This is a genomic window from Aeromonas sp. R5-3, from assembly GCF_040908225.1.
In the GTDB taxonomy this organism is placed as follows: domain Bacteria; phylum Pseudomonadota; class Gammaproteobacteria; order Enterobacterales; family Aeromonadaceae; genus Aeromonas; species Aeromonas dhakensis.
The window spans coordinates 205,003-231,267 of record NZ_JBFODH010000029.1 but is presented as its reverse complement, the minus strand read 5'-3'; the positions used below and the strand labels follow the sequence as shown (position 1 = coordinate 231,267).

The following is a 26,265-nucleotide window of genomic DNA, read 5'->3' as shown; positions in this document are numbered from 1 at the left end:
AGCGCTCCTTAACCTGCCTGTCCACTGCCCGAGCCAATCACCACGCCGCCGCAGCCGACGGCGGTGCCGGTCACTGCGATGGGTTGGCCGCCACACCGTAAAGTACGCAGGCGACCAGAGCTGCTGCGCGGATGGAGGGCATTGTCCGATTTATCGTACGGGGCCAGCGGCTTGCCATCGATTCTGGCAACTGTCGATGGGGGAATCCCATCCTGATCGGTGAGCATGTCACCGGACGATGCAATGGTGGAACACATGACGACTGGCCTCTGTTGTGCTTTGCAATAAGGTCGGCTCGCAGCCATATGGCAAAACACAAAAGCTCCGACCGCATCCAGCTGAACGGGTCGGAGAAAGCTTGCACTGGCCTGATGACGGCTGACACTGCCATCACCAGGCCATGGGGTGCACTACAAGGAATAACGGCAATCAGAGATCGAGAATTAGGCCTCGATCGGTGCGCGCCAGTCATCAGCACCGGAAGTACCGGCAACGGTGTGCTCCCAGTCAATCTTGCGATAGGCCAGAGAGACCTGGATCAGCTGGGTGAAGTCAGACTTCGCCGGATCCTGGCAGTGCGGCATCTGGCAGTCGATGTCAACGATGGTGGCATCGGTCAGCACAGTAGAGAAGAAGTGCTCCTGCTTGCCCTCGACGGAGGTGCGGTACCACTTCAGGGTCACTTTCGGCAGCATTTCGCCGGAGGCCAGGGAGTTGTACATCAACGGCACGGCCTTGTTCAGGGCAACGGTGAACTTGAACGGCTTGTGGACGCGCTGGCCAGCAGGCTGACCGGATTGCGGATCGGTCGGTACGGTGACGACGTGCTGGAACTCTTGTACCAGCATCTCGTCTTCGTGGCCCTGCACGAAGATGTTGCCGACGGAATCGGAAGTGAAGGCACCTGCGGTGATATTGCCCTGGGTTTTACCTTCGATGCTGATATAACATGGAGTTGGCATGAGTTTGCTCCTGATTGGTTGAACGGTAATGACACTCGACCTAACCAGTTAGCAGCGACCATGCCACTCTTTTTTATCCATATTTTTCAAAGCATTAACTAACAATCAAGCAAGCCGGCCTGATGCGTGGCGCAAAAAGTTGCAACCAGCAGGTTATTGCACCATAAATTCTTGCACATGCAGTGGAACATCTTGCCATCTACGCAACGAGTTGCTTGCCACAAACAGAATCACTGCTCCTCATCCACATTGGCCACCAGCGCCATCTCCACGTTCAACCTGACCATCCCCTGTTTCAATGCCCATGAGATGGCCTGGCTCTTGCTGCTGGCCCCCAGCTTGTTGACCACATTGTTCAGATGAAACGTCACGGTACGGGGCGTGATCCCGAGGATCTGGGCAATATCGCTCACCTGCTTGCCCTCCGCCGCCCAGCGACACACCTCCAGCTCCCGCAAACTCAACGCATCGTGCGGTGACTGCCCCGCCAGACAGACCCGGGCCACCGCCTCGAAAATATGCATGGAGAGCCAGCTGATAAAGGGCACCGCAGAGAGCCATTGCTGGCTGGTACGAGGCGTACTGGTGATAAAAGAGAGCAGGCCGACATGACCGTTGGCACCGTGCCAGGGCAGGGTGATGCCGTCGCCAATGCCGTACTCGCTGGCCAGCTGCATCACCTCCCGGCCCTGCTCATCACAATGCTCCTCATCGTTCACCACATCGGCCCACAGAATGGGGGTGCTCCTGGTCATGGCGCATTTGACGATGGGATCGATGGCAAAGAAGCCGCTGCTGGTGTAGGTATCCACCCAGGCCTGCGGACAGCCGTTGAAGATGATGACATCCGGACGCTGGATGGTGCTGGGGAAGATCAGGGCAAGGCGAAAATAGTCGAATCCCATGCGGCCGCTCAGTTCGCGCAGCAGGGTCACGATGGTGCGCTCGTCAGCCGCCGTCTCGAACTGGGCGATAAGTTCCAGCGCGTGTAGGGTATTCATTTCTGGGGTATGGGGATTGTGCACAAGGTAGGCTAGCCAAACATGGAAACATACTGAATGTTAACAAGCGTCAATAGATGACACACCCCGGCACATAGGAAAATCAGAACTGTCCCACACTTTATGCTACCGAAGAGAAAAATTTGTAATAAAACACTACAAGAAAGTCAGAAGTATCGTGGCGTCCCAGCCTAAGGCACCGGTGGAAAGGCCGTTCTTGCCCCCTCGCTACCGGCCAGTTGGGTGTGCTACCCCAGATATCAAGACTCTGCTGGCTGGCAAGACGCCGGTCTGTTGAACTACACGTTCACAGTCACTGTTGATCTTCTGACGGCTGGCATTGACGTAACCAGAGGCAGCAATGCTAGCAGAGATATTGCTCTACTGGCTCTGGTAGTGGTAGTGGTAGTGGTAGTGGTAGTGATCGTTATCCTGCTGGCTGGTCAGGGGATTCCCGGTAGTAATAGTGATTTGGTATAACGCCCCATGTTGCCCAGATTCTTACCCTTGGCGACATTGGGATTGGCAAGCATGCTCAAACCAACCCCTTTTTCACAAATTCCCGATTACCCTTTGCTAGTCAAGTCTACTGGTCCATTTCATCTTTCAGACACTCAAAAAATGAAATAACATTCTCTATATCTGTGTTCCATTCAGATATTTTAATACCATCTTCATCATAGGTAGTGCGAGCATCAATAAAATCATTAATTTTATCTGGCGAGAATTCATTGCATTTATCTAAGAAAATCACGTTATTCTGTACAAAAACCTGACTGCCCTCGAAATACAACACCCATGCAAAAACAAAGTTTGTTACTTCTGGCCTGTACATTGATACAACCAAAGCAGCATGTTTCCCATCACATATCCCCTGTTCAAGAGATAGAATCCAATTTTTTTTATAATCCGATACATTCCAATAAGATAATGGAATGTGCATGGATTCTTTGAAGTCATCAATTATTATTGATGCGGGCAAAACTTGCTCACCATTATTAATTATTGCTTTACTCTCTATGAAAATACCAAACATAACTTAGTCCTTAACCCAATTAAGTTCACTATCGTAGGTTCCAATCCGCTTACCTTTGCTATTGAAAACCTTCCAGCCATTAGATACGTTGTGGCTATCTACATCAGGTGTAATATACTTTTTCCCATCAAAAAAAACAGGCTGGCCATGCGAGTTAAATGGCGCTTTCTGTGGTGGGATTCTACGATCAAAGCCTAGATCTTTAGCTGCCTCCTGGGCCTCTTTTCCTTTAAGAGCCAAATAAATAATATCATTTTTATTTGGTTCATCAGGTACAGGTGTAATTGTCGTGCCACTACCTACATCAGGTCTATCACTGGTATTACCCGTGTGTCCTTCCCCGAGCTTAACATTCCCATCATTATTACCTGTATGGATAGGTTTTTGATCAGGCAGCAGATCTCCACCAGTGTGTGTTGGCTCTGATTCAATGTTGTGATCGCTACCGGTGTGTGATGGCCCATATTCATCTTGTGATGAAAGGATATATTTACTATCAGAAGAACAGGCACGCCCAAAGGCGCATTGAGTGGCTTTGTCCAAAGTATCTAACGCATCATCCAGCAGTCCTTGAAGCCCAGAGGCTATCTTCTTATCCGCATCCTCTTTTACCTCATTGCCAGGACCTACGGGGACGCCTGGTGCGGGCACAGGAGCCGGAATTGCCAACAGATTGTTCTCCACCACCGTCTTGCCCGTCTGGGCACCAGCCAGTACCTCGGTGGAGCTATCCCCGGTCAGGCCACCCGCCAACCCAGCTGCCAAAGTCGCCAAGGTGGAGACGGTCTCCTTTTCCCCCTCTGTCAGCTGGCTGGCGTCTTTGTGGTAAAGCTCGGTCGCCATCATGCCGGCCAACTCACCAGTCGCGGCGCCGGTGGCACTGATCATGGCATTCTTGTTCTGAGCAGCGGCCAGCGCCCCCTGTACCAACGCGTGTGCCATCACGCGGGACGGACCATCATCGGTTTGTTGCTTGACCATCTGGGCCAGGTAGGGGGCCGCGGCCCCGGCTGCAGCCTGGGTCAGGTCGCCCCCCGCCAAGCCTTGCAGTGCCGCCGTCGCTGCCTGCATCCCGCGCTGGAAGTCGCTGCCCACGCCCCATTTTTCCTGCAGCTCCTTATACGCCTTGCTGTTGGCGTACTCGGGATCATTCTTGGCCTTTTCATTGGCTTCAGCCAGATGGTGGCTGACCACCATCTGGGTCGCCTGCTGCCCGACCTCACCAATCAGCTGGGCCTCCTGCATCCTTTCCAGCTCTTTTTGCTTGTCAAAAATGGGAGAAAGCCCGTTGACCGCCAGGGTGGGATCACGATGCAAACTCACCAGATCCTGTTGCTGGCCGGCTGTATTACGGATCTCGATATCACCTGCCCCGATTGAGGCGAAGGTAGTCGAGCTGGCGCTGCCGCTGCTGTTGCTGCCACCAAGTGAAGTCATACCCGCAATGCTGGAGAAGCCCTTGGTGCTATCACCACTGCCACTGATCCCCACACTCTGGCTTTCAACCTTGTACTCGGCACGGTTGACCAGATCGTTCCACCCCAGCGTACCGGTGGATAGATGGTTCTTGCCGGCATCCTCGCTACCCGCCAGCACGGCGCCATTGAGCTGGGTATGCTCGCCCACCCGGATATCAAAACCCTGTTTGCCGGCAAAGACGCCGGTCTGCTCTACCACGCTCTCAAAGTCACTGTTGATCTTCTGACGGCTGGCATTGACGTAACCAGAGGCAGTCATGGTACCAAAGGTAAAGCTGCCGCCCGCCGAAATGCTGCTCTGCTGGCTCTGGTAGTGATCGTTATCTTGCTGGCTGGTCAGGGTCAGGTTGCGGCCAATATCCGCCGTTACCTTGTCTCCACTCACCTGTGCACCAAGCAAAGTCGCATCCCGTCCCGACTTGAGGGTCAGGATATCGCCGGCCGTGATATTGGTTTCGGTATAGCGATCCGAATCCCCGTTCTCTTTACCTTTGGCGGCGTTCATGTTGGCGAAGATGCTGATCCCCGCACTCCCCTGACTAAATCCAAAGCTCACACCAGCATTCCAGCCACTGCTGTGATTGCTGCCGCTACTGTCACTGCTGTTGACTGCCGATTGCAGCACCAGGTCACGTGCAGCGCCCAGCGTCACATTCTGCCCCTTGATGCTGCTGCCACTGACGATCAGGTCGCCGCTGCCATTGGCCTCATCCCCCTTGGCCAGCACGGTGATATCACCACCGGCATTGAGCTCCGAGGTCAGTGCATTGGTTTCGCTGCTCTGGCTGTTGGATTGGCTGCGCTGATTGCCCACCGAGATGGCGATCCCGACAAAGGAGGGATCGGGCACACCACCAGAATTCGCCATCGCCTGCATCCCCTGCCAGGCCTGATAACCATTCATGGCCGCCTTGGCCCCCTGCAACGCCACCAGACGATCGTTGCTGCTCTCCTTGCTGGTCTTGACGGTGTCATAGGCGCTCTGCAAGGCAGTGACGGCGCCACCGGTCAACGCTACCGTAAGCCCACCACTCTTGCTCTTGAACTCCTCCTTACGGGTGATCTGCTGCTCAGCCGAGGTGATGGCGACATCTTTGCCTACCAGCAGCAGATCCTTACCTGCAATGACATCGCTGGCGCTTATCTGCAGCCGGTTGCCGGCCTGCAGAGTGACATCCCCCTGAACACTGCCAACACTGGATCCTTCTCTGATCTGCGTAGTGCCCGCCATGTCACTGCTTTGCTGCTGCTTGCCGATGGTAAAGCCGATCCCACCACTGCCCATCAGGCCGGAGCGCTTGGTTTCACGGAAATGGAGCTCACGATTGAGCAGATCGACGGTATCAATGTTCAGGTCGCGCCCAGCCAGCAGGGTCGCGCCAAGATCCCCAACCACATTGCTGCCTTTGACCGCCATATCCTGCTGAGCCTTGAGCAATACATACTGACCACCCAGCTCGGTAGCCTGAGCCATGTGCTGTTCGCTAATGTCGTGGCTTGTGGTGGTCTTCTTGCTGAGTGCCTTCTTCTTGCTCTCCTTGGTGTAGGATTCGCGATAGTCCATTGCATCACCCGCTTCCAGCAGCAGGTCTCGACCGGCAGTGACGGCAAGCTCGCCTTCTGCCTGCACATGGGCTGCACGCATCGCCAGATCACTGCCAGCACGCAATGCAATGTTATCGGCGCTCAGATTTGCCCCCACCTCTTCACGCTGCTGAACGATGTCATACCCATTGCGACGAGTGGTGTATTGGTTGGCATCATTAGTGGCAGTCTTGAGCATGAGCTCATTGCCGGCAGTCAAGGAAGCGTCCCCTTTGGCAGCCAGGGAAGACGCTGAGATGGTGATATCACGCTCGGCTGACAGACTCAGGGAGTGACCCGCCTCAAGACCGCTCATCAGTTGCTCAACCCGGGCGAAGCGGCTGTTGCCTTCCTCCCATTTACGGCGATCTTCGACACTGCCGATGTTGATGTCCCGCCCCGCCGACAACGACATGTCGAGCCCCGCCAGCAGATTGCTGGCCGACAACGAGATATCCTGCCCTGCCTGCAGCAGCAGGTTGCCCGCCGACTCGATACGGGCAATCTCACCCACGTCGGTACGGCTGAAACGGGTCTGCTCGGTCAGCTCATTTGACAGCACGCCGTTGACATCTACGTGACGCTGCGCCGTCTGGGTTTCATTGCGTACCGAGCCATCCCGCGAGGCAATGACAACGTCACCCCCTTTGATGAGGTTCTGGTTGAGAATATCCCCCTTGGCAAGCAGCTCAAGACGCCCACCCGCCTGGATCTGCCCCTGGTTGACCAACGTACTGCCGCTCTTGAGCGACAGGGTGCCGTCGGCCAGCAAGGTGCCGCTGTTATTGATGCCGCCGGCCGTGAGATCGATGTTGGTGGCGGTGATCACGCTGCCAGAGAGGTGGCGCTTGTCGGCCTCGGTCAGGTAGAGCTTGGGCGCTAGCACGATCTTGCCCTGATACCAGACCGGCTCCCACCACACCATGCTGCGGCCCAGCTGCGCTACCTGATCGGCGCTCAGCGCCACCCCGGCGGTCAGTCCCAGCTCGCGCTGGTTTTGCACCGCGCTGTCGATGAGCGTGCGCATCTGCGCCAGATCCGATCCCATCTCGTTATTGATAAAGCGGCGGCCGGTCTGGGCCAACACCGCATCCCGGATGACCCGGGTATCGAAGGCGGCATCACCCAGCAGCTTGATGTCTTTCTCCGGCGCATAGTTCATCTGCGAGAAGAAGTAGCTAGAGCCGAGGAACTGGTTGACCTGGGTCAGGGTCGGACTGGTTTCAAGTTGCGGCTGGGTCGCCAGCGCCGGCACGGCTTGCAAGCCGGTCTGCACCGAGCCCGGCGCCGTTACCGCCACGGCCGTGACCACGGAGGCTTGCCAACCCGGCTGCAGGCTCTGTTGCCACTGACCTGCCGCACTGGTTGTACCGCCAACTATGTGCGGACCGGAGCCATTTGCATGAAAATCAGGCTGCAGGCTCTGTTGCCACTGACCTGATGTGGCGACATGGCTACTGTTTGACAGTGCCATACCGCTTAACGACCGCAACTCAGGGGTGTTGCCCCCGCTGCTTGCTCGTCCCGGCAGTGCCCAGTCAGCATATTGACCTGCCACCTGGGCAACGCCCCCATTGCCCGAGACCGCATCAAAGGAGAGTTGTCCCGCGCCCTGCAACTGCTGCTGGAGCGCAGCATCGATACGATCCAGCATGCCGCTGCCGGCCTGACCCAGATTGGCCAGCAAGGGGTTTACTTCGATCAGATAGGGACTGTCGCTATTGCCGTTGACGGTAAAGAGCCCCTTATTGCCGCTGGGCAACTGGAAGTCCGGCAAGGGCACCCCGTTGTCGGGACCGACCGGTTTTAACTGCTGGGCCAGGTATTGGGCATCCCCCTGTAAACCGGGAGCAGCCCCCGTACCCTGAGCCTGCGGCAGAGAGAGGGAAGGGCGTTGGGTAGTACTACTGACCGGCCCGGCATGAGCTTTAATGGTGACATTATCGATCATACCGACAACGGAACCAGTTAGGTTGCCGCCGGCCGAAATATATGAACTGCGATCTTCCCCTTTAATTTCAGCTGAGTTTATGACATTCCCATGCCGAATATACATATATAAATCCATTGAACCAAGCACCCCCCCAGAAAGGGATTCCTTGTCATACTCAGCATATTCATATCGTCCCCCAGAGCTAAACCCATGATTATTTAACGCACTGGAGGACACGTTTAAATCACCACCTGCAGATATGGAGCTACTTAAATTGTTTACTATATCAGCATAAATCGCAATTTTCCCTGAAGAATTAATTGATGATGCTAAACTGTCTTTTACTATAGTAGATTGAGACCTCGTAATATAAAGCCTTAGCGCACCTGTATTTTCATCCTCATTGACTACATAAAGCTCATTAATATCGCCAAAGGATATTGCAATTTTATCTTTATTTCTTAATGTCGTTTTAAGTTGATAGTATTCGGCCTCACTGGCCATAACAGTACGACCAAAATATCCATCAGGAGGAGTGTCAGGAACAAGTACCAACGCTCCAGGCACACCATCCTGAGTGTATGGATGCGGTTTAAAAACTATCCGCTCATTCTCTCCAGAGATATATTCAAATACTGCTTTTTTATTAGTTAGTTCCAATGCAGATATTTTTATATCTCCACTCCCTCCATCAATCGTCCCAGACGCATTCACCAGCTGACCATTATTCACCTTGATAGTCGCGCCCCGCTCCGCCAGCAGCGTGCCATATTCGTTGGTCAGGTTGCTATTTGCGGTGAGCATTTGGCTGCCACCGCTATATACTGTCCCGCCATTAAACAGCGACTCACCTTGCCACCCCAGGTCACCCTGGCTCGCTAGCGTACCGGTGTTGCGCAGCTCACCCTGCGTATTGAGCGTCAGCCCTTGCCCACTCTGCACACTACCGCTGTTCTCCAGCCGCTGAGCACCCAACTGCATGACACCATTGCTCACCAACGCACCGCGGTTATTAAGCTGACCGGTGACGCCCGCATTGAAACGCTGGCCTGCTCCCCACTGTCCCTGATGTTGCCAGTCCCCCTGCACCTGCAGGTCCAACGTACCCTTGGCGCTGAGGGTGCCCTGGCTGGTCAGCGATGACCCCGTCTTGAGTGCCAGGTCACCACCCGACAGCCATTCACCGATACCCGTTACCCGGCCCGCATCCAGCGTCGCCTTCTGCCCCGCCAGTATCTTGCCCGGTGCATACAGCTCGCTGCTGCGCAGGGTCAGCTGTTGCCCAAACAGGGTGCCGCTGTTGGCCAGCCGCGCCAGTGGCGAGGCCTCCAGTAAATTGGCACTGATGAGACCACGGTTGTCGAGCTGGTTGCCCTTGAGTAAAAGTTGACCGGCAGAGGAGAGTTCACCGGCGTTGGTCAGCGTTGTGGCAGTGATGTCCCCCACATGCTGGCCGCGCAGAACGGCCCCCTGGCCGTTGTCCAGCTGCTGGGTCGTCAGGTTCAGCGTCCCCCCCTGTACCCGCCCCCGGTTGACCAGGGTGTCATGGGTCAGTGTCAGGGTATTGCCCAGCAAGGCACCACGATTGTCGAGCTGGCGACTGCTGATGGTGAGGCCATCCCCCTGCAGGGTACCCCGGTTATCCAGCCGCGCACCACTGATGCTGCCCTGGCCCGTAACCAACATCACCCCATCATTTTGCAGCGCACCGCCGCTTTGCAGGCGAGTCGTTTCAACGCGGCCCTGCTGCTCAATGCGAGCGGCATTCATGGCCAGTTCGCCGCCGCTCAGCAAGTTGCCGAGCTGGCTTATCAGGGTATTGGCACTAAGCGCGACGCTGCCTTTGGCGACCAGGGTCCCCTTGAGGGTGAGCGCGGGCGCCGAGAGGGTTGCATTGCCATCGGACTGCACAGTCCCTGCCAGGGTCGCCCCCTCGGTCAGCTCGGCGTTCAGTCCCCCGTTTGCCCGGGCCTTGCCACCTTGTTGCCAATAGCCGCTGCGCAAGAGCAGGTCACCGCCAGCCAGCAAGTCACCCTGCTGCTCGAACCGCGAGCCCTTGAGGCTCATGCCACGCGCCGACTGCCACAGCCCTTGTTGCGTCAGGGTAGCGCCATCAAGCGACAGTGCTCCTCCCGACACCAGTTGGCTGCCCGCCTGACTGGTCAATGCCCCCCGACTGGTAAGCGTCAGGTTGCCGCCACTCACCAGCGAGCCCCCCAGCGTCATGCTGTCGGCCTGAATGTCTGTCTCGCCACGAATACGCCACGGGCCGGCCAGTTGCAGTTGGCCGGTACGCAGCTCAAGCGCGCCGCCACTGCCGACGCCACCGCTTCCCTGCCAGCTGGCACTGCGCAGCACAACCTGATTGCCTTGCAATTGGCCATGGTGCTGCACCGCACCACGGGCATTGACCACCAGGTCGCCACGGCTGGTCAGCTTGCCGCGACTGGTGAGTGTGCCGGTATCCAGCAACACCCGCTCCCCTTGCAGGTCACCGTCCAGGGTGACGGACTCACCCCGAAGCGTCAGCGCGCCATTGGTCACGGCACTGCCGCTGTGTACCAAATTCGCGCCTTGCCAGCTCAGATCCCCCGCCGATGACAGCGTCCCTTGGCTGGTCAATGTGCCCGCATGGAGTTGCAACTGGCCATTGCTGGCCGTGGTGCTGCCACTGCCCAGCGTGGCTTCGTTGGTGTTCAGAACAAGGTCTTTATTGGCCAGCAGCTTGCCGCTGCTGCTCAGCTGGGGCACGTTGATGGTGAGGTCCGCGCCGGCAAGCAACGTTCCGCTGTTATCCAGTGCATCCAGTGTCAATGTCTGACCCAGGCCGCTAACCCACTGACCGCTGTTGAGCAGCCGGTTGGCCGTCAAAGTGATGCCCTGGTCCGATTGCCAGTGGCCCCGGTTAGTCAGGGTACCAGTCTTCAGGTTCAGTGCGTCCTTGCTGACCAGCGCACCACCGTTGTCGATGTGTGCCGCCGTCAGCGTTATCGCTTGCGCCGACACCTTGCCATCATTGCGCAGGGTATCGGCGACCTGCAGTGACAGTGAGCCACCGCTGGCCAATACCCCCTGTTGTGACAACTGGGTAGCTTCGATGCGCTGAGCCCCTCCCGCTACCGCACTGCCCTGTAGCGTCATCTGGCCAGCCGTCAGCTGTTGCCCTGCTTTGGCCAACAATTGACTCTGCTGACCGGTAGTGAGAGTGGTCGCAGTCACCTGCTGATGGTCCCCTTTGAGGGTGCCATCCAACATCACTTGTTCACCATTCAAGGTGGTATCGCGCGCGGCCGCCGTGCCAGACATCACCAGCGTCTTGCCGCGCCACTGCAGTTGGTCGGCTACCAGGTTGCCAGCCAACGTTGCCTGCTCCGCCGTCACAACCAGCTCACCGTCGGCCTGGGTCAACCCATTCAGGTTTAGTAGTGAGGCCCCCAACTGCATGGAACCATTGCTCAGCATGTCACCCTGCGAGTCCAGGGTCGCCGCCGTCAGGTTTATCCCCTCCTTGCCAACCAATACACCGCGGTTGTCCAGACGGGTGGCCGCCTTCATGGTCAGTTGACGGGTACCCACATCCCCGCTGTTGAGCAAGGTATCGCCCGTCAACGTGGCATGCCCTGCCAACAGCGCGCCCAGATTGCGCCACTGTCCACCCTGCCAGTTAAGCTCACCACCGCTCTCCATCCGGCTTCGGTTTTCAAGCTCATTCACGGTCAGGTCAAGACCGGCAGCCCGCAAGGTGCCGCTGTTGACCAACTTGCTCCCTTTCACCTGCAAGGCACCGTCACCCAGCCACTGACCTTGCTGGGTTATCTCGTCGACCGTCAGGGTTTGGCTGCCATTACCCAGCCAGCTCCCTTGTTGCAGCAGGCGCTGGCCGGTCAGGTTCAACGGTCCCGCGGCAACCAGGGTCGCGCCCTGCTCGTTGTGCCACTCCGTCACCTCAAAATTGGCCGCCTGTTCGCTGGCCAGTCGCCCCTTGTTGGTGAGCGCATCAGCCTGCAATTGCCACTGACCCGCCTGCCAGTCACCAGCCAACGTCAGTTGTTTACCGGTGCTTTGCAGCAACCCGCCAACCCGCCAGACGCCGGCCAGCTGCTGCGTATCCCCCTGCAGGGTGAGGGCGCCACCGATGTTTGCATTGCCGCCCAGCGCCAGCAGTTTTGCGCCCAGCTGGACCGCCCCCTGACTGACCAAGCGCCCGGTCAAGGTGGCCTCTTCCGCCTGCAGCGTAATACCCTGCTTACCCTGCAACAGCCCGCCGTTTTGCAACGCTTTGGTTGTCAGAGAAAGTGTCTTGCCTGCCAGGTTGCCCTGATTGGTGAGGCGCTCCGTGGCGTTGAGCTGGTGGTCGCCACCGGCGATGACCGTGCCTTCGTTATCAAGCGCACGCCCTGTCAGCGCGAGACTCTCTCCCGCTTGCAGCCACCCCAGGTTGGTCAGGGTGTCGCTCTGCCAGTTGAGCTGCTGGCCTATCAAATGTTGGCCACGGCTACTTCCCACTTGACTATGCAGCTGCGCCGTCTTCGCCTGGGTAGTGCCATCCAGTTGTAGCCTAGTCGCATCGATACGCAGCCCCTGGGCCGCATTCATGGTCCCCTGTTGCTGGTACGCATTGGCCACCACTGCCACATCCCCTTTGGCTGCCACATCCCCGGCCAGGGTGATGTCATCACCGCTCAGGTTCAGCACGCCACCGGCGCGCAGGGCGCCGCCAGCCTCTTGAGTCAGCTTGTCACCACGCCAGACCAGCGCATTATCGGTGGTCAATTCGCCACGCTGTTGCCAGTTGGCCGCCGCAATATCAGCCTGGTTTGCCAGCAGCTTGCCACTGCTGGCAAGCATCTTGGCATCCAGCTTGAGCAGCTTGCCGACTTCCAGCTCTCCGCTCACATCGGCCTGCTCGGCCTGCAGTTGCAGGTCGCCGCCAACATGCTGAGTTCCGGACAGCGTCAACAAGGTCGCTCCAAGTGCCAGGTCAGCCCCGGTGCGCAGCTCCCCCCCCAGTTGCAACTCGTCGGCCGTTATCTGCGCGGATGACTTGCTTTCCAGCGCCCCCTTCAACAGCAGGCGGGACCCCGTCACCGCCATCTCATTGGCAAACAGGCCCCCCGTGCTGTTCAGCTCTGCAAAAGTGAGCGCCAGCTTACCTGCCGTCACAGCCGTACCGCTGTGGGTCAGCCGCTCTCCGTTCAAATTCAGGGCCTGGCCGGCCTGCAGCCAGCCATTGCCATCCAGCTGCTTGCTGTGCCAGTTCAGCGTATCGCTGGCCAGGATGCGCCCCTGCTGGGTCGCACGCTCACTGGTCAGGGTAATTGCACGCCCTTGTACCTGCCCGGCCAACGCCAGTTCATCGGCATCGACCTTCATCACCTGGCCACTGGCAAGCTGACCATGTTGTGTCACCCGCTTGCCCTTGATGACCATATCCTGGCCCGCACCAACCGTACCACCCAGTACCAGCTGGTCACCGCTCAGGCTCACGCCCTGGTTGGCCAGCAGCTCGCTCGCACTCCCCATCGCAAGCCGTTGCCCTTCCCATGCAATACCTTCCCGGCTGTGCAGCTTGCCCTCGCTCGTCGCCTCCTTGACTGCCAGCACCAACGACTGCGCCTTCAGCGCGCCATCGAAGTTACCTGTCTCGGCCGTCACCCTGGCCTGGCCACCGACCAGACTTTTGCCGCTCAACTGCAGCAATCGGCTGCCCAGCTCCAGTTCACCGTCGGTCAGCTGCTGCCCCGTCAGGGCCAGCTCATCCCCTTTGAGAGTCAGCCGGGAGACCCCAAGCAAGGTGCCGCTGCTGCGCAGCTGACGACCGACCAGCGTCGCCGACTGACTGGCGATGCGCCCCTCGTTGTCGAGGGTGTCGGCCTGCAACGTCAGGCTGTCGCCCCCCGCCAGGGTGCCCTGGTTCTGCAAGGCATCCCCCTTGAGCACCAGTTGTTTGTCCCCTTGCAGGGTACCGCTGTTGGCCAATCGGCTACCCTGCCAGTTCAGGGTCTGCCCCGCCTGCACCTCGCCCCGGTTGGTCAGCACACCCGCCTGCAACTGCACCGCGTTGCCTTTCACCTTGCCCGCTACGGTCAGCTCATTACTGTGAACATTCAACGCGGCAGCTTCTGTCTCTCCCTCCAGCAGAAACTCATCGGTATCGATATTCAAGATCTGCCCGCTGATCAGCCGGCCATGTTGCGTCACCTGCTTGCCCTTGATAGCCATATCCTGGCCCGCACCAACCGTACCACCCAGTGCCAGCTGGTCGCCGCTCAGGCTCACGCCCTGGTTGGCCAGCAGCTCGCTCGCACTCCCCGTCGCAAGCCGTTGCCCTTCCCACGCAATACCTTCCCGACTGTGCAGCTTGCCCTCGCTCGTTGCCTCCTTGACCGCCAGCACCAGCGACTGTGCCTTCAGCGCGCCATCGAAGTTGCCTGTCTCGGCCGTCACCCTGGCCTGGCCACCGACCAGACTTTGGCCGCTCAACTGCAGCAATCGGCTGCCCAGCTCCAGTTCACCGTCGGTCAGCTGCTGCCCCGTCAGGGCCAGCTCATCCCCTTTGAGAGTCAGCCGGGAGACCCCAAGCAAGGTGCCGCTGCTGCGCAGCTGACGACCGGTCAGCGTCGCCAGCTGACTGGCGATACGCCCCTCGTTGTCGAGGGTGTCGGCCTGCAACGTCAGGCTGTCGCCTCCCGCCAGGGTGCCTTGGTTCTGCAAGGCATCCCCCTTGAGCACCAGTTGTTTGTCCCCTTGCAGGGTGCCGCTGTTGGCCAGTCGGCTACCCTGCCAGTTCAGGGTCTGCCCCGCCTGCACCTCGCCCCGGTTGGTCAGCACACCCGCCTGCAACTGCACCGTGTTACCTTTCACCTTGCCCGCTACGGTCAGCTCATTGCCGTTGATATCTAGCGTCGGGGCACCTACGTCACCCGCCAGGCTCACCTGCTGCGCCTGCAGTTGCAGGCGCTGACCTGCGTTGCTCTTGCCCTGCTCTCCCTGCTCCCAGCGTGTACCAGCCCGTATCGCCAGGTTGTCGCCTGCACTTAGCTCACCGGCGTTATGGCCTCGCTCTCCGAGCGCGATGCTCATCACTTGCCCGCTCTTCAACGTTCCCTGGTTATCCAGCGTCGTCGCATCGATAGCCAGGTTCTGTGCTGCCTGAGTCGTGCCCTCATGGCGTAGCGCACCCGCCGCCAATCGCACCGAGGTGCCCTGCACATGGCCCGCCTGACGCAACTGTTCGGCCTGCAGTGTCACGTCCTTTGCCGTCAGTGCCGACTGGGTGTCCAACTGTTGCGCCGTGGCATGGAGCCTCTCACCCTGCAACTCGCCTTCTCGCACCACCAACGCATCGCTCGCCTGCAGCGCCAAGGTGCCACCGCTGCTGACCTTGCTCCGCTGCAATTGCTGTGTGCGTGCCTGCAACGTGGCATCGCCTTTTGCCGCGATATCGGCATCTTGCGCCGTCAACTCACCGCCAGCGGCCAGCTTCGCTGTACCACCGCTGTGGATAGCCCCCGCCACCGCCAACTCACCCTGGCTGCTGACTTGCAGGTTGCCGGCACTGCTGCTGTCACGCAGCCGGATCTTGCCGTTGGCATCCAGGGTCAGCTCCCCCTGCGTTGCCACCGCATTGGCCAGGTTGACCCCTACCCCTTGCTCGGTCGACACCAGCCGGATCTTGCCGGCATACATGCCCCCCATGGCAGCCGTGTCGATGGCTACTTCCGGCACCACACCCTCACCTTGCTGAGCACGGATCTCCCCCGTCTGCCGGTTGACCGTGTTGGCCCCGGCGATCACGTTGACTTCCTTGCCATGCAAGGCACCGTTGAGCTGCACCGCGCGGGCAATCAGGTCGACCGACGCCTGACGGCTGCCATCCAACCCCTTGCCCCCCACCGTCAACGCCCCTTGTTTCACATCCAGCAGTTGCAGCTGGCCATGGGCATCCAGCACCGGCTTGCCAGTGGACAACGTGACATTGGGGGTATTGATAAAGCCACAACCATCACAGGTCAGGCCGTTGGGGTTGGCCACTACCACGCCAGCCTGTTGACCCGCCACCTCCAGATAGCCTTGTAAATGAGAGGGATTGGCACCGATCACTTCGTTGATGATGACGTTGGCCGGCGTACCGGTGAGATGAGGGTTGTTCTGGATAAGCCCGCCGAGCTGGGTCTGGGTCAGCTGACCTGTGGCGTTGTTGAGGATGACGCCAGGTTGCGCCACATTGAAATCCTGGTAGAGGTTGTGTGATACCCCAGCCCCGTTGGGCGTTGCGATGTCGACAACCGGTACGCCATTGCCCGCCTGATTGAGCGTGGTATTGCCCGTTGCCACCGCAATCCCCTCGGCGAAGGCAGGGTGTGCAGGCTGCAAGGCCAGCAATGCACTCAGGTGGTAAGCAAGCAGGCGAAGGGTCAGGGGCAACTTGGGTGTCGACATCACTGTGTTTCCGTTAAAAATTGATGCTCAGGCGGTAGTTCACAACATAGGGATCGGCATTGAGCCAGGCCGGGGCGCTGATCGGGAACCCCACGCTGAGGTTGCCGGCCACATGGCGATAGCGCTGCTCCCAGCCAAAGGCCGTGCCCACCATCCCGCGCCAGCGGTCACCTTGGTTGCCAAGGTCAGCTTGCCCCATGTCGAGGGCCAGCCACCCTCGCCACTGGCCGAGCCAGGCTGGCACCTGGGCCTGCCAGCTCAGTTCGTTGCGCAGGTAGCCGCCGACATCGCCACTGAGGCTCTGCTCTTTAAAGCCCCGCACCGAGGCATCCCCCCCCAACGAGACCCGCTCCACGCTGTAAAGCGTGTCAGGGCTCCATTGGCCATAGAAGGTCGAGAGCCAGCCCAGTTGCTGCCAGGCCGTGCTGTAACTGCCAAACAGCCCCCACTTCTCAAACTGGGCCCGGGGAGCAGCAACCGGCCGGCCGCGGTCACTGTCGGCACCAAACCAGTCCGTTCCCAGAGTGAGCGTCGGATTGAGCGTGAAGAAATGATGATCGACCCGGGTCGCCAGGTTGAGCCCGCTGCGCAGTGAAGAGAGGCGGTAGCTGCTGCTCTCCAGCAACTGCTCCATGATGAAGTTGCGGCTTTGCCGGTGGGTGATCCCCAGCACGGCGGACACCTTGCTCTGACCATCGCGATAGAGGGTGCGTGACAGCGTACCGGTGCTGGTGCGTGTGTTGCCGCGACTGTCATACACATAGCCACGCGACAGCAGATCGTTGCGATAGTCGCTGTACTGATAGCCGGCATCAAACAGCCAATAGCCATACGGCAGGCTCAAACCGGCCTGCCAGCTGGTCGCATCATGGGCAGCCCGCCCATCCGTGCTGCGTGAACCTCCCAGGTTCCACTGCTCGGCCAGTGACCACAGGTTGTCAGCACTCAGCGACATCCGTCCCTGCTCTTCTCCCGTGCTCTGCTGTCCGCTGTTGTCAAACTCGAGGCTGCCCTGCAAGGGAAGTCTGCGCGACCCTTTCAGGTTGACGATGGATTGGCCCGCCGCCGTGCCCGGCTGAATGTCCAGTTGATAAGAGAGGGTGCGCAGGCGGGAGAGCTGATCCACCCCTTGCTCCAGATCCCGCAGATTGAGCACCTCCCCCACCAGACCCGGAAAAAGGGTACGGGTGATCCGGTCAGGCTGACCGTCGACAACGATGCGCTCCACTCGCCCTTCCAGCACGGCAATCATCAGCGTACCGCTGGCCAGATCTTGCTCGGGCAGGAACGCGCGGCTGGTGATAAATCCCTGTGCCAGGTACCACTGGCTGACATCGCGGATCAAGGCATTGATATGGGGCAACCCCATACAGGTGTGTAAAAACGGATGGGTCAGCGTGGTGCGTGCATCCGCATCAAGCTGGCCTGCGCCCTCGAAGCGGATGTCAGTCACCACAAAGCAGGGGCCTGCGGCTTCGGGAGTGGGGGTTGCTGGCGCGGCGGGTAGCTGGGTTTGCCGGGCGACGTCGTCGCGCTGGCGCGCAGCCTCTTCCAGCAAGCTACGCTGACGCTGCTCGACATCATTCTGATCCAGCGGTGAGGACTGTGCTCCAGCGGCATTAGCGCACTGGATGCATAGCAAAAAAGAGACGGCAGTGCGCAAGCACCAACGCAGACGAAGGCAACAACCCATTGTTATTGAATCTTTTAGTTATTTTTACTACTACCTTGCCGACCAAGAACTGCATCCTACAAGGCAGCTAAACAGCGGTGACAGGACCTGAACGGTCGCGGATTATACAGTAAAGGCCTCGCATGCGACACAATCTGTCACAAAAATGTGCGTTGTGCCGTAGAGAATAGGAGTATCTCCATATTAATGATGAGGTTAGCTCTTCGATGAAGCGCCTTATCAGACTTTCAAGATGTCATTAATTAGCTCGTGAAAGGCCAGAAGCGCTTGATGACGGTTAGCAAGAGGGCTAAATGAAAGATAAAAGCAGCGAGCAATACAGAGAAAAGTAAGAGATTGGAGTGTAGATAGCAAAAAGGCCATCCTTTCGGATGGCCTTTTTGGCTGAATAAATGGCGGAGGAGGTGGGATTTGAACCCACGGATGGTCGCCCATCGCCGGTTTTCAAGACCGGTGCATTCAGCCGCTCTGCCACCCCTCCGCGACAGTGCGGCGAATATTACCCATGGCGATCGCCCTTGTAAATCCCCTCGCCGCTCGTTTGCCGATTTATTGGGCTAAATGACGCACAAAGTCGACAATTTGGGCATAACCAGCGCTTTTTCAACCAGATAACTTGACTTGAAAACAGACTCACCCACTATAGTCAGCATCACGAAATCCCCAGCAAGATGGACTTATGAAAATCAAACATGCCCTGCTTTGTGCCCTGACGGGTGCCACCCTGCTTGCGGCGCCGGTTCAGGCGAGCGAACTGACCAAGAGCGACGTGGAACAGATAGTGCGCGACTATCTGGTCAAGAACCCGGAGATCCTGGTCGAGATGTCCAACACCCTGCGCGCCAAGCAGGAGAGCCAGCAGGCCGAGAGCGACAAGACCTTGATCAAGGCACACGCCAAGCAGCTCTATAGCAACCAGGACCCGGAAACCGGTAATCCCAAGGGCAGTCTGACCGTGGTCGAATTCTTCGACTACAACTGCGGCTACTGCAAACGCGCCCACCCGCTGATCAAGCAGCTGCTGGCGGAAGACAAGGACATTCGCTACATCTACAAACAGTTCCCGATCCTGAGCGAGACCTCCTACTTCGCCGCTCGTGCCGCCCTGGCGGTACAGCTGGGTCAGCCCGACAAGTACCAGGCCTTCCACGAGAAGCTGTACGCCCATCAGGGCCCGCTGGCCGACGAGGCACAGGTGAAGCAGCTGGCGGAAGCAGCTGGCGTCAACTGGAGCAAGGTTGAAGCCAAGATCAAGGATGGCAGCATCGATCAGAATCTCGGTACCAACCGGGCGCTGGCCGAAGCAATGAGCATCTCGGGCACCCCGGCCTTCATCATCGGCGATCAGATCCTACGCGGCGCACCGCGTGATCTGGCCAGCCTGAAAGGCCTCATCAAGGATGTGCGCGCCGGCAAGAGCATTCAGTAATCCCGCTCAGGCATATAAAAAACGCCCCGGCATGCCGGGGCGTTTTGCTATTCATGCTGCAAACCATCAGGCCTGATGGGCCGTCGCGAGAAGCTGTCAGCAAGGCGAAGAGCAGCGCAGGGACCCGAGTTTATATGAATAAATGAGGTTCCCGAGCAACGCATGACCCTTGATCACGGCTTCGCAGCAGGGCCATAACCGTTCGGGTTCTGGCTTTGCCAGCGCCAGGTATCCACCATCATCCGCTCCAGACCGCGCTCGGCCTGCCAGCCCAGCTCGGCACGAGCCTTGTGCGGCTCGGCCCAGCACTCGGCGATGTCGCCGGGGCGACGGGGCTTGATCTGGTAGGGAATGGTACGGCCGCTGGCCGCTTCAAATGCCTTGATCATCTCCAGCACCGAATAGCCCTGACCGGTCCCCAGGTTGTAGGTAAAGACGCCGGTATCCGACGCGATGCGCGCCAGCGCTTTGAGGTGACCAATGGCGAGATCCACCACATGGATGTAATCGCGCACCCCGGTACCGTCCGGCGTCGGGTAATCGTTGCCAAACACCCCCAGCTCCTTGAGCTTGCCCACCCCCACCTGACTGATATAGGGCAGCAGGTTGTTGGGAATACCGTTGGGATCTTCCCCGATAAGGCCGCTCTCGTGGGCGCCGACCGGGTTGAAGTAGCGCAACAGCACGATGGCCCAGCGGGGATCGGATTTGGAGAGATCCCGCAGGATCTCCTCCACCATCAGCTTGGAGCGGCCATAAGGGTTGGTCGCGCTGGTGGGAAAATCTTCTCGCAGCGGTACCGAGGCCGGATCGCCGTAGACGGTGGCCGAGGAGCTGAATACCAGCCGGAACACGCCGGCTTTTGCCATCTCTTCGCACAACACCAGGGTGCCGGTGATGTTGTTCTGGTAATAGGTGAGCGGGATCTGGCTCGACTCGCCAACCGCCTTGAGCCCGGCGAAATGGATCACCGACTCGATCTTATGGGCGGCAAACAGCTGTTGCAGGCAAGTCCGATCCAGCACATCCCCTTCGACGAAGATAACCGGCTTGCCGGTGATACGCTCGACCCGCTTGAGCGACTCGGGGGAGGAGTTGGAGAGGTTGTCCAGCACCACAACCTGTTGCCCGGCGTTCAATAACTCAACCAGGGTGTGGGAGCCGATATAGCCGGCGCCCCCTGTGACCAGAATTGTCATTTTTTATCCCGCGTTCGACTGAAACTGAGGTTGAGTCTACCCGCCTTGCTTCTTAGCGAAAAGAGCAGGGTGCCCATTACCTTCCCTCAATAGTCGACGCAAACATCCCCCCTGACGGTGCAGGAGCAGGCCAATACCACCCCACTCTCCAGATCCTGCGGGCTGAGAGTCATCACGCTCTGGCGCTCGATCTCGCCCTCCGTGGTGCAGCGACAGGCGCCGCACACCCCGGCGCGGCAGGCTGCCATCATGGTCTCCCCCGCCCCCTCCAGCGCCGCCAGCAGGGTCTGCCCCGGCAGTATCTTCACCTTCTTGCCGCTCTTTTTGAGGGTCAGCCAGAAGTGGTCGCTGCCGGCCGCAACTGGCGCCGCACTCGATGTTCCAGCAGGCAGGCCGAACGACTCCTGGTGCAACTGCGCTGCCGGCAGGCCGAGCCCGGCCAGCATTTCGCTCACTGCCTCCATGTAAGGGGTTGGGCCGCACAGATAGACGTGGCGACTCAATAGATCCGGTGCCAATTCCTTGAGCATCTCTGGGCTGAGCCGGCCAACCCAGGGATAAACCGCCGGCGCCTCGTCCCCTACTTTCTCCAGCACTAACGCGTGGCGCACGCCGGCATGGGCCGCGGCCAGCGCAGCCAAGTCGTCTGCGAAGATCACATCCTCTGGCGAGCGGGCACTGTGAATGAAGCGAATATCGGCATCCGGCCGTTTGGTCAGCTCGTCCCGCAGCATGGCCCACATGGGGGTGATGCCGGAACCGGCGCTCAAGAGCAGCGGCCGCTCGCAGGGCAAGGCCATCAGATTGAAGTCGCCGAACGGGCCATCAACCCGGATCTCATCCCCCACCTGCAGGGTCTGGTGCAGATGGTGGGAGACCAGTCCTACATCCTTGATGGTGACCTGCCAGAAAGGATCCCGCGGGCTGGAGGAGAGGGTATAGGCACGGCAGTGGGGCTTGCCGTCAATCTCGGTGTGCAGGGTCACACATTGGCCGGCCAGCACGGCAGGCAGGCTGCCCGTCTGAGGCACGAACTGCCAGCTCGCCACGTCGTGGGTATCCGCCCGGCGGCCGATGCACCTGAGGGTGAGGGTGAGGGAGGTCATCGCAAGGCTCCTCTTGTTGAAAAATGTAGGAAAGGGGTCGCTAAAAAAAGGCGAGCCATCAGGCTCGCCAAAGGCTTACAACATGCTGAGCGTGTAAGGCTGTCTCTTTGCTCAGGCCGCCAGGATCTCGGCCAGATCGGCTTCTGCGGTGGTGGTACCTTTCAGACCAAACTGCTCCTCCAGCACCTTGAGCAGGGCCGGGGTGAGGAAGGCTGGGGCAGTCGGGCCGGTGCGGATGTCCTTCACACCCAGCGCCAGCAGGGTGAGCAGAATGACGATGGCCTTTTGCTCGAACCAGGAGAGCACCAGGGTCAGCGGCAGATCGTTGACGCCGCACTCGAACGCTTCGGAGAGCGCCAGCGCCAGCTGGATGGCAGAGTAGGCATCATTGCACTGACCCACATCCAGCAGACGGGGAATGCCGCCGATGTCGCCGAAATCGAGCTTGTTGAACTTGTACTTGCCGCAGCCCAGGGTGAGCAGCAGGCTGTCCTGCGGGATCGCCTTGGCAAACTCGGTGTAGTAGGCGCGCTCGGCACGGTCACCGTCACAGCCACCGACCAAGAAGAAGTGGCTGATTTCGCCGGCCTTGACCTTGTCGATCACCGCCGGGGCAGCCTGCATCAGGGCGTTGCGGGCAAAGCCGATGGTGATGAAGTGCTCCAGCTCAACGTGCTTGAAGCCTTCCAGCGCTTGCGCCTTGGCGATCACGGCGGAGAAATCCTCCCCTTCCAGATGGGTCACGCCCGGCCAGCCGACGATGGAGCGGGTGAAGATGCGATCCGAGTAGTTGCCCACGTTCGGGTCGATGATGCAGTTGGAAGTCATCACCACCGCGCCCGGGAAGTTGGCAAACTCCTTCTGCTGGTTCTGCCAGGCGGAGCCGTAGTTGCCCACCAGGTGCGGGTACTGCTTGAAGAAGGGGTAGGCCAGCGCCGGCAGCATCTCGCCATGGGTGTAGACCTTGATGTCGGTCCCCTTGGTCTGCTCCAGGATGAGCTTGAGATCCACCATGTCGTGACCGGAGACCAGGATGCACTTGCCCGGTACCGGAGTGACGCGTACCTGAGTCGGCTCGGGGTGGCCGAAGGCGGTGGTTTCACCGAGATCCAGCATCTCCATGATCTTGAAGTTGAGCAGGCCAATGTCCATGGCGCACTTGAACAGCGGATCCAGATCGCTCGGATCCGTACCGAGCCAGCTCATGATGCGGTGGAATTCGGCGGCTACCTCGCTGTCTTGCTGATCCAGCACCCGGGCGTGCTCCATGTAGGCGGCGGCGCCCTTGAGGCCGTAGAGGCAGAGCAGGCGCAGCCCCATGATGTCTTCGTTGACCTCGTTCTTGCCGCGGTTGACCGCTGTCTGCGGTGCCTGGGCCAGCTGTTCCAGCAGCTCGCTACCCGGCTCGAAACGGGCGGCAGCAGGCAGTGTGTCGGCCTGCACCGCCAGCGGTGCCAGCTTGGCAGCCAGCTGCTGGCGATAGGCCAGCGCCTGATTGACATAGGCCACGATGCGGGCGGAATCGAAGTTGACGTTGGTGAGGGTGGCGAAGAAGGCCTTGGGCACGAAGGCATCGATCTCGCTGTCGACGATGCCGTGCTCGCGGGCGGCCAGCGCCCAGGCGCTGAGCCCTTGCAGGGTATAGATCAGCACATCCTGCAGATCCGAGGTTTCTGCCGTCTTGCCACACATACCTTGTGCATAGGCGCAGCCGTTGCCTGCCGGGGTACGAATTGTCTGTTCACATTGCACACAAAACATCATGCCTCTCCTAATTGGACATTTCAGTTGTTTGTTTTGTGGCGATTCTATTCCCCTCGTGGAAAACTTAATAGGCATTCAATTTGCCAATTCAATTTTCATTGATGCAGATCAAAAACAAAAAAAGCCGCCCAAACAGGGCGGCAAGCGGGTGGATAAAAGGAGAGACAACTCAGGTTTGCAACAGAACACGGTAAGGGAACGGGTTGGGCTGGCGTCTGGTCTGGCAGATCCAGCCCTTCACTTCATCAAGCCGGCATACTTCGCAGTATCCGGCCTGGTTGGCTATCAGGCCAGGTAAGCGCGCAGCATCCAGACCAGTTTCTCCTGCTGCTGCACATAGTCGGAGAGAATGGACGCAGTCCCTTCATCACCGGCATCGGCGGCCTGCCCCAGGATGCGGCGCTGGACCACCAGCAACTCGCGGAAACTCTCCAGCAGGGATTCGACGCAGGCACGACCGTCGTGCAACCCCTTCTGCTCGGCAATGGCGGAAACGTTCAGGTAGTCGCTGAAACTGTGCAGCGGCACGCCATCCAGGGTCAGGATGCGCTCGGCCAGCGCATCGACCTTCAGCAGCAGGTCGTTGTAAATCTCTTCGAACTTCAGGTGCAGCTCGAAAAACTGGTTGCCGCGGATGTTCCAGTGGAAGCCGCGAACGTTCATGTAAAGGATCTGGTAGCTGGCCAGCAACTTGTTCAGCTCGGCGGCCAACGCTTGTGATTGAACGGTATCAAGACCAATCGGACTCTTCATGTTTCACCTCCAGATTTGACGACCTGGTCATCTTAGAACTCATCAGACTCAAAAGGTAATAGTTAAGATCTAACTGATTGATAGCGTGCGGCTATCATCCCAGCAGTCGCCGGGCTAGGCGGCTCATTCAGGCTGCCGCTCGATGTAGAGGAGCACCTCCCCCAGCTGGATGCCGAACTTGCTGATGGCGGCCCGGTTGAGCAGGCGATTTTCATCCAGCAGATACATCCAGTCATCGAAACTCACCCGCACCACGCTGCCGTCAGGCAGCGCCAGATCGAGCTGATAGCGCCAGTTGAGGGCAAAGCCTGCCGTCTTGCCTACCGCCTCCCCCACCACGTCGGCAGCCGTGCCGCGCCAGTGACCATCCGCCCCCTTGCTCAAAAACCAGGTGCGGGTCTGCTGGCGCCCGTCGTCAAAATAGAACTGCTCGAACAGCTCCCCCTTGTCCCCCTGCCAGTGCCCGCGCATCTCTACCCGAAAACGGCTGGTCACCTCGCCGCTGCGATCGGTCACCAGACCGTGCGCCGTCAGCTTGCCATTGAAGAAGCGAGCGAGATCCCACTCGGGGCCCTGACCGCGATACTCCTCCAGACTGCTGCCGCAACCAGCCAACAGCAGTAGCGGCAACAACAGCAGGTAGCGCCAGGTGCGGATGTATTTCATGAATCCCTTTTGCATCAGAACTCTCCTCGCAGGCTGCGGGTAAGCGCCGGATCGCGGCTCCCTTCTGCCAGCCAGATGGCAAGAAAGGCCGCCGAAAATTGCGGATCGGCGAGGGTGCCGAGCGGCTTGTCCCGCCACCAGAAATGGCCCGCGCCGCCCTTGTCGACATAGAAGGTGAGCCGATCGCCCGCCCGAACATCGGGCCAGAGTGCGGCGAGCCGGCCAAGCCACTCCTGGCGCTGCTGCTCGCTGCCAAGCCCCAGTCGCTGCCACTCGGCGGCGGTGGCGCTCAACAGATCTTCCCGTTCGATGGCTCTGGCGTAGGTGAGGCTGAGCGCCTGAGGATAGTGGCCCGGCCGATAGCGGCCGTTCTCGCTGTAGAGGGTGGCGTCATAGAGCTTGAACCAGAGCCAGCTCATCTCGCCGCGCCCGACCGGGTGCAGCTGCTGCCAGGGGGTGATCAGGGCTTGCCCGGTCTGGGCGAAAGGGGTCAGCGGTAGGCTCAAGCCTGCCAGCAGCAGGCTAATTCCACCCCATGTGCCAATGGGCGGGATCTTCGAGTTCATGCCAGTCCATCTCCTGTTCCAGCAGCGTGTTGATGTCCTGCATCACCACCTGCTGCAGCTGCCCCTGCGCATCGCGCTGACAGGCCACCACCAGATAGAAACGCTCGGTCAGCTCGTGCTGGCTCTCTTTGGTCCACTTGGAAAACAACAAGGTGTCGGTCGAAAAGGTGTTCATCTCGCTTCACCCTCCAGCTTGACCGTTACCCACAGGAGTACGGGTAACCACCACATCCAGATCACCGCCAGCAGTGCCGCACTGATCCCGATGCCCCAAGGTAAGTGTACTGCCCCCATGGCGGCACCCGCCACATAGGAGGAGCTGCCGCCGACCATGCCAAACAGCCCCTGCTGCCAGCGCGGCAAGGGCCGCAGCCAACGCAGGCCGTGGCAGAGCGTCAGGGCAAAGCCGCACCAGAGCAGCACCAGCCAGAGCGGAAAACCGGCGTTGAAATCAAACAGCCCGAGCTGCCAGAGCAGGGCATCGAGCAGGCTGCCGGCCAGGGCAACCGGGATGAGCCGCCAGTCGTGCCAGCGGCGGGGAGAGCAGAGAAAGTGGAGCAGCAGCATTACCAGCAGCGGGCCCGGCTGCTGCCACTTCACCGCCAGCAACCAGTAGAGGTTGAACCCCAGCAGATGGGCCCACTGCCACATGA

At 59.3% G+C, this 26,265-nt stretch carries 16 protein-coding genes and 1 tRNA gene; 2 read left to right on the top strand and 15 right to left on the bottom strand.

What is annotated here, in order from left to right:
* Positions 1 to 8: 8 nt before the first annotated feature.
* The 7 genes from AB5Y95_RS20365 to AB5Y95_RS20335 all read right to left on the bottom strand — a co-directional run bounded on the left by AB5Y95_RS20365 (position 9) and on the right by AB5Y95_RS20335 (position 18,610).
* The gene (locus tag AB5Y95_RS20365; RefSeq protein WP_126882392.1) at positions 9 to 257 is read right to left on the bottom strand and encodes a hypothetical protein; all 249 of its coding nucleotides are present in this window, start codon (positions 255 to 257) and stop codon (positions 9 to 11) included.
* A gap of 186 nt (positions 258 to 443) precedes the next feature.
* A complete protein-coding gene (gene hcp1, locus AB5Y95_RS20360; RefSeq protein ID WP_010634822.1) occupies positions 444 to 962 on the bottom strand; it encodes a type VI secretion system effector Hcp1 in 519 nt (172 codons plus the stop codon).
* Positions 963 to 1,192: 230 nt separating this feature from the next.
* On the bottom strand, positions 1,193 to 1,963 hold the full coding sequence (locus tag AB5Y95_RS20355) for a LuxR family transcriptional regulator (RefSeq protein WP_368161923.1): 771 nt from the start codon (positions 1,961 to 1,963) through the stop codon (positions 1,193 to 1,195).
* A 586-nt stretch (positions 1,964 to 2,549) separates the two neighbouring features.
* A complete protein-coding gene (locus AB5Y95_RS20350) occupies positions 2,550 to 2,999 on the bottom strand; it encodes a hypothetical protein (RefSeq protein WP_368161922.1) in 450 nt (149 codons plus the stop codon).
* A 3-nt stretch (positions 3,000 to 3,002) separates the two neighbouring features.
* The gene (locus tag AB5Y95_RS20345) at positions 3,003 to 16,436 is read right to left on the bottom strand and encodes a hemagglutinin repeat-containing protein (RefSeq protein WP_368161921.1); all 13,434 of its coding nucleotides are present in this window, start codon (positions 16,434 to 16,436) and stop codon (positions 3,003 to 3,005) included.
* A 13-nt stretch (positions 16,437 to 16,449) separates the two neighbouring features.
* A complete protein-coding gene (locus tag AB5Y95_RS20340; RefSeq protein ID WP_368161920.1) occupies positions 16,450 to 17,994 on the bottom strand; it encodes a ShlB/FhaC/HecB family hemolysin secretion/activation protein in 1,545 nt (514 codons plus the stop codon).
* A 528-nt stretch (positions 17,995 to 18,522) separates the two neighbouring features.
* Positions 18,523 to 18,610: transfer RNA gene (locus tag AB5Y95_RS20335), tRNA-Ser, on the bottom strand.
* Between the two features lie 198 nt (positions 18,611 to 18,808).
* Here AB5Y95_RS20335 and AB5Y95_RS20330 point away from each other — a divergent pair.
* Positions 18,809 to 19,558, top strand: a complete 750-nt coding sequence (locus AB5Y95_RS20330) for a DsbA family protein (RefSeq protein WP_368161919.1) — start codon at positions 18,809 to 18,811, stop codon at positions 19,556 to 19,558.
* Positions 19,559 to 19,731: 173 nt separating this feature from the next.
* Here AB5Y95_RS20330 and galE read toward each other — a convergent pair whose 3' ends face one another.
* The 3 genes from galE to hcp form a co-directional block, all read right to left on the bottom strand.
* Positions 19,732 to 20,757 carry a UDP-glucose 4-epimerase GalE gene (gene galE, locus AB5Y95_RS20325; protein ID WP_368161918.1) on the bottom strand — a complete coding sequence of 342 codons (1,026 nt, stop codon included), beginning with the start codon at positions 20,755 to 20,757 and terminating at the stop codon, positions 19,732 to 19,734.
* 86 nt (positions 20,758 to 20,843) lie between these two features.
* Positions 20,844 to 21,863: a hybrid-cluster NAD(P)-dependent oxidoreductase gene (locus AB5Y95_RS20320; RefSeq protein WP_216973978.1), complete on the bottom strand. Its 1,020-nt coding sequence runs from the start codon at positions 21,861 to 21,863 to the stop codon at positions 20,844 to 20,846.
* A 111-nt stretch (positions 21,864 to 21,974) separates the two neighbouring features.
* Complete coding sequence (gene hcp / locus AB5Y95_RS20315; protein WP_368161917.1) at positions 21,975 to 23,624, bottom strand: hydroxylamine reductase; 1,650 nt, start codon at positions 23,622 to 23,624, stop codon at positions 21,975 to 21,977.
* A 58-nt stretch (positions 23,625 to 23,682) separates the two neighbouring features.
* Between hcp and AB5Y95_RS20310 the strand changes: the two genes are divergently transcribed.
* Positions 23,683 to 23,925 (top strand): hypothetical protein, encoded by a 243-nt coding sequence (locus AB5Y95_RS20310; protein WP_368161916.1) that lies wholly within the window; start codon positions 23,683 to 23,685, stop codon positions 23,923 to 23,925.
* On the opposite strand, the gene AB5Y95_RS20305 is transcribed toward AB5Y95_RS20310, so the two are convergent.
* The 5 genes from AB5Y95_RS20305 to AB5Y95_RS20285 all read right to left on the bottom strand — a co-directional run bounded on the left by AB5Y95_RS20305 (position 23,913) and on the right by AB5Y95_RS20285 (position 26,263).
* Positions 23,913 to 24,380 carry a Dps family protein gene (locus tag AB5Y95_RS20305; protein WP_368161915.1) on the bottom strand — a complete coding sequence of 156 codons (468 nt, stop codon included), beginning with the start codon at positions 24,378 to 24,380 and terminating at the stop codon, positions 23,913 to 23,915. The two genes, AB5Y95_RS20310 and AB5Y95_RS20305, sit on opposite strands and share 13 nt — an antisense overlap.
* Positions 24,381 to 24,503: 123 nt before the next feature.
* Positions 24,504 to 25,061: a DUF3833 domain-containing protein gene (locus tag AB5Y95_RS20300; protein ID WP_323879635.1), complete on the bottom strand. Its 558-nt coding sequence runs from the start codon at positions 25,059 to 25,061 to the stop codon at positions 24,504 to 24,506.
* Positions 25,061 to 25,612: a chalcone isomerase family protein gene (locus AB5Y95_RS20295; protein WP_236665077.1), complete on the bottom strand. Its 552-nt coding sequence runs from the start codon at positions 25,610 to 25,612 to the stop codon at positions 25,061 to 25,063. Before AB5Y95_RS20295 ends, AB5Y95_RS20300 begins: the two co-directional genes overlap by 1 nt.
* The gene (locus AB5Y95_RS20290) at positions 25,569 to 25,787 is read right to left on the bottom strand and encodes a TIGR02450 family Trp-rich protein (RefSeq protein WP_005303669.1); all 219 of its coding nucleotides are present in this window, start codon (positions 25,785 to 25,787) and stop codon (positions 25,569 to 25,571) included. Before AB5Y95_RS20290 ends, AB5Y95_RS20295 begins: the two co-directional genes overlap by 44 nt.
* On the bottom strand, positions 25,784 to 26,263 hold the full coding sequence (locus AB5Y95_RS20285; RefSeq protein WP_368161914.1) for a DUF2878 domain-containing protein: 480 nt from the start codon (positions 26,261 to 26,263) through the stop codon (positions 25,784 to 25,786). The genes AB5Y95_RS20290 and AB5Y95_RS20285 overlap by 4 nt, the downstream gene beginning before the upstream one ends.
* Positions 26,264 to 26,265: the final 2 nt, after the last annotated feature.

Coding starts and splice junctions, on each gene's coding strand:
- AB5Y95_RS20320 (WP_216973978.1), bottom strand. CDS start 21,863: ATGACCTCCCTCACCCTCACCCTCAGGTGCATCGGCCGCCGGGCGGAT.
- AB5Y95_RS20350 (WP_368161922.1), bottom strand. CDS start 2,999: ATGTTTGGTATTTTCATAGAGAGTAAAGCAATAATTAATAATGGTGAG.
- AB5Y95_RS20295 (WP_236665077.1), bottom strand. CDS start 25,612: ATGAACTCGAAGATCCCGCCCATTGGCACATGGGGTGGAATTAGCCTG.
- AB5Y95_RS20355 (WP_368161923.1), bottom strand. CDS start 1,963: ATGAATACCCTACACGCGCTGGAACTTATCGCCCAGTTCGAGACGGCG.
- AB5Y95_RS20290 (WP_005303669.1), bottom strand. CDS start 25,787: ATGAACACCTTTTCGACCGACACCTTGTTGTTTTCCAAGTGGACCAAA.
- AB5Y95_RS20345 (WP_368161921.1), bottom strand. CDS start 16,436: ATGTCGACACCCAAGTTGCCCCTGACCCTTCGCCTGCTTGCTTACCAC.
- AB5Y95_RS20365 (WP_126882392.1), bottom strand. CDS start 257: ATGTGTTCCACCATTGCATCGTCCGGTGACATGCTCACCGATCAGGAT.
- AB5Y95_RS20305 (WP_368161915.1), bottom strand. CDS start 24,380: ATGAAGAGTCCGATTGGTCTTGATACCGTTCAATCACAAGCGTTGGCC.
- AB5Y95_RS20330 (WP_368161919.1), top strand. CDS start 18,809: ATGAAAATCAAACATGCCCTGCTTTGTGCCCTGACGGGTGCCACCCTG.
- hcp (WP_368161917.1), bottom strand. CDS start 23,624: ATGTTTTGTGTGCAATGTGAACAGACAATTCGTACCCCGGCAGGCAAC.
- galE (WP_368161918.1), bottom strand. CDS start 20,757: ATGACAATTCTGGTCACAGGGGGCGCCGGCTATATCGGCTCCCACACC.
- hcp1 (WP_010634822.1), bottom strand. CDS start 962: ATGCCAACTCCATGTTATATCAGCATCGAAGGTAAAACCCAGGGCAAT.
- AB5Y95_RS20300 (WP_323879635.1), bottom strand. CDS start 25,061: ATGCAAAAGGGATTCATGAAATACATCCGCACCTGGCGCTACCTGCTG.
- AB5Y95_RS20285 (WP_368161914.1), bottom strand. CDS start 26,263: ATGTGGCAGTGGGCCCATCTGCTGGGGTTCAACCTCTACTGGTTGCTG.